Consider the following 3113-nt stretch of genomic DNA (forward strand, 5'->3'; position numbering starts at 1 on the left):
CCTCAGCCTTCATGACCGTGCTATGGTCAGGGACACAAGCACATTAGCCAGATCCTATGTTGTCGCTGGGGGTGGGCTGACTCTTGAAGCCGGAACCATCGAGGATCTGAGTGAACCCGAGCCTGGATGGATTACAGGAGAGGCAGGACATCGGATGAATATCCATCATGGCAAAGCAGCTAGATAAGTTCATCGAGGTTCTGGAAATGCTCCAGCGACACGCTGCGAATTAGGCTGTGCTGTCGTAGGGTGTATCGCTCTGACGCGTTGGCGAAGCCTTGCCCTGGGCAAATCGCCTCTTCCACCAAAAAGCGATCGCGCAGGGCATCGAGGGCCAGCAGCCCTTGTTCTAGGGTGCAGTCCCAGTAGTCTAGATGGCTGAGCCACCAATCTTCAGGTACGGCACAGCGGTAGACAGCTGCCTCACAGAGCAAAATGTAGGCAAATTTCGCCTCTTGGCGCAGGCGCTGAAAGGTCTGCTCTAGGCGCTGGTGCACATTGCGGCGCAGGGTTTGGGTAAAGCGGTCGAGCTGCCAGCGATCGTCGGCACCAACGGCTTGACCGGCAGCAGCGGCAGCGATCGCCCTTTCCACCGTCTCAATCTCGTGGCCATAGCGCTGCCAGTAGGCCACCACATTGCCAAAGTAGGGCCGACTGCCGATCTCACCGGCAATGATTCGCAGAGCCAAGGGGTGTCCTTCGTAGGCTTGGCCCATGCGTACCAAGTAGGCGTATCCCTCCGCATCCTCTGATGTGGCCAGTCCAGTCTTGTCAAACAGGGCCAGTTGTTCGGAGGCCGATAGCCCGGTCAGTAATTGAGTTGCCCAATGGTTGCGGTAGCGAGTACCCAGGGCCAGCAACTGGCTAGGCAACTCCTGCGACGTGAGAACTATGCGGCTCTGAAAGCCATCAGCCACCAGCACCTGCTGAAAAAACTGCAAAAACCCCTCGTCCTTAAATTCGCTCCAGCCCTCTTGCTCGTTGCCCTGAAGCCATTCTTCTAAGGAATCGATCAGCAGGAGCTGACGACTGGTCTGCAGCGCCTGCATCAATCGAGCTAAAAGCTGAGGTCTATCGGTGCGATCGCTCGGAGTGACTACCTCTCCCAGCTTTTCCAGCATCCGCGCCGCAAAACTGCCAAAATCGGGCACCTGGTCTTGAGCCTCTGCAGTCTCTCGCAGGGGCACCCCAAACCCCACTAGATCCAGCGACAGCCGCTCGGACAGAGCTGTTTTGCCCACTCCCGCTATCCCTGTGATCATCAGCAAACGACAGCCGCCCTGCACCTGGGTCGCTAAATCCGCCACCAGTGCCTCTCGCCCCACCCAGCCCTCATCGTAGGCATAGAACGTCATCGGCAGCGCTGAGCCACCGTTGGACGCAGTGTCTTCTGCCTTGCCCCGAGCCAAGATCAGCTCCCTCGGCTCCAGACCCAGAGCTGCTGAAATCTCCTCAAACTTGGCAATCGAAACCTTTATCCCCCGGCAAAAGTTACTCACCGTCGAAAGCGCAATGTCTAAATGGGCCGCCAGATCGCCCTGGGTCAGAAACCCATTGCGCTCCAAGGCGATCGCCACCGCTTGCTTATGGTCAGGGTGAAGGGCAACGGAACGAGGCATGGGGAAGGGATGAAGGCAGAAGGATGAAGGATGAAACAGGTGGGGGGGCGATCGCGCCAACGTTGCTATGTCAAACATAACCCATTCATCCTTCTGCCTTCTGATTTCTGCCTTTATCCTTCTGCCTTTTGATCTCAGTCCTGAACTCAGGCACAACTCAGGGTTGAGCTCAAATACCCTCTTGCGAGGATGAATCCATGAAGCAAATGAGACCCACAAGGCAGGCAATCAACGCCAACCCTTTAGGGCTTTTCTTCATCCTTCTACCCTCATACTTCATCCTTCTGCCTTCATACTTCATCCTTTTTCCCTATGTACTTCTATCAAGAACAACTCGCCACCGCCTGGCACCTGGTTGAACGGGGCAGTCAGGCCGCTGGGGTGGATGGCATGACGGTGGATTTGTTCAGGGGCATTGCCCAAGAGCAAATTCGGCTGCTGCATCAGCAGATGCGGCAGGAGCGCTATGTCGCTAGCCCAGCCAAGGGCTTTTACCTGCCCAAAAAGAGCGGGGGTCAACGCCTGATTGGCATTCCCACGGTGAAGGATCGGATTGTGCAGCGCTATCTGCTGCAAAACATCTATCCCAAGCTAGAGGATGCCTTGAGTGATGCGGCCTTTGCCTATCGCCCTGGCTTCTCGATTTACACCGCTGTCGATCGGGTTATGGAGCGCTATCGCCACTCCCCCACTTGGGTAATTAAGGCCGATATTCAGCAGTTTTTTGACACGCTGTCTTGGCCAGTGCTGCTGCACCAGCTCGACCAGCTTGGTTTGCCTACCCCGTGGGTGCGGTGGATTGAGCATCAGCTCAAGGCTGGGATGGTCATCCATGGCCATTTCTATCGCCCTAACCAAGGGGTGTTGCAGGGCAGCATTTTGTCTGGGGCGCTGGCCAACCTGTATCTGAACGATTTTGACCATCGCTGCCGGTCGGCCGACATTCCCTTGGTGCGCTACGGCGACGACTGTGTTGCCGTTTGCCACAGCTACCTCGAAGCCAGCCGATTCCTGTCCCTCATGCAGGACTGGATTGAAGACCTCTATCTCACCCTGCATCCCGAGAAGACCCAGATCATTCCGCCCAATCAGGAGTTTGTGTTCTTGGGGCATCGGTTCCAGGGGGGTGATGTGGAAGCGCAGCTAAGAAAGGCAGAGGGAGGAAGGCAGAAGGCAGAAAAAAAGCGGACGGCGTGGGGGCCACCGAAGGTATGCAGCATCGTGAAAACTCCCCAGTCCATAGCGAAATCATCCACTGACGAATATTGGAGGGACGGCATGACCACTCTATATGTGACGGATCAAGGGGCCTATCTGCGGGTCAAGCATCAGCAGTTTCAGGTGTTGCATCAGCAGGAGCTGCGTTGCTCGGTTCCTGCCAGCCAGATTAGCCATGTGGTGCTGTTTGGGGCCTGCAACGTGTCCCACGGGGCGGTGCGGCTGGCTCTGCAACGGCGCATTCCGCTGCTCTATCTGTCGAATAAGGGGCGCTAC

2 protein-coding genes are annotated in these 3113 nt (G+C 56.5%); one reads left to right on the top strand and one right to left on the bottom strand.

Going from position 1 to position 3113, the window contains the following annotated elements; all coding sequences use genetic code 11:
- Positions 1-179 precede the first annotated feature (179 nt).
- On the bottom strand, positions 180-1697 hold the full coding sequence (locus V6D20_12905) for an AAA family ATPase (GenBank protein ID HEY9816679.1): 1518 nt from the start codon (positions 1695-1697) through the stop codon (positions 180-182).
- Between the two features lie 234 nt (positions 1698-1931).
- On the opposite strand from V6D20_12905, the gene V6D20_12910 reads away from it, so the two are divergent.
- Positions 1932-3113: reverse transcriptase domain-containing protein (locus tag V6D20_12910; GenBank protein ID HEY9816680.1), on the top strand; the 1182-nt coding region annotated here is incomplete at its 3' end.

Source organism: Candidatus Obscuribacterales bacterium (genome assembly GCA_036703605.1).
Taxonomy (GTDB): Bacteria; Cyanobacteriota; Cyanobacteriia; order RECH01; family RECH01; genus RECH01.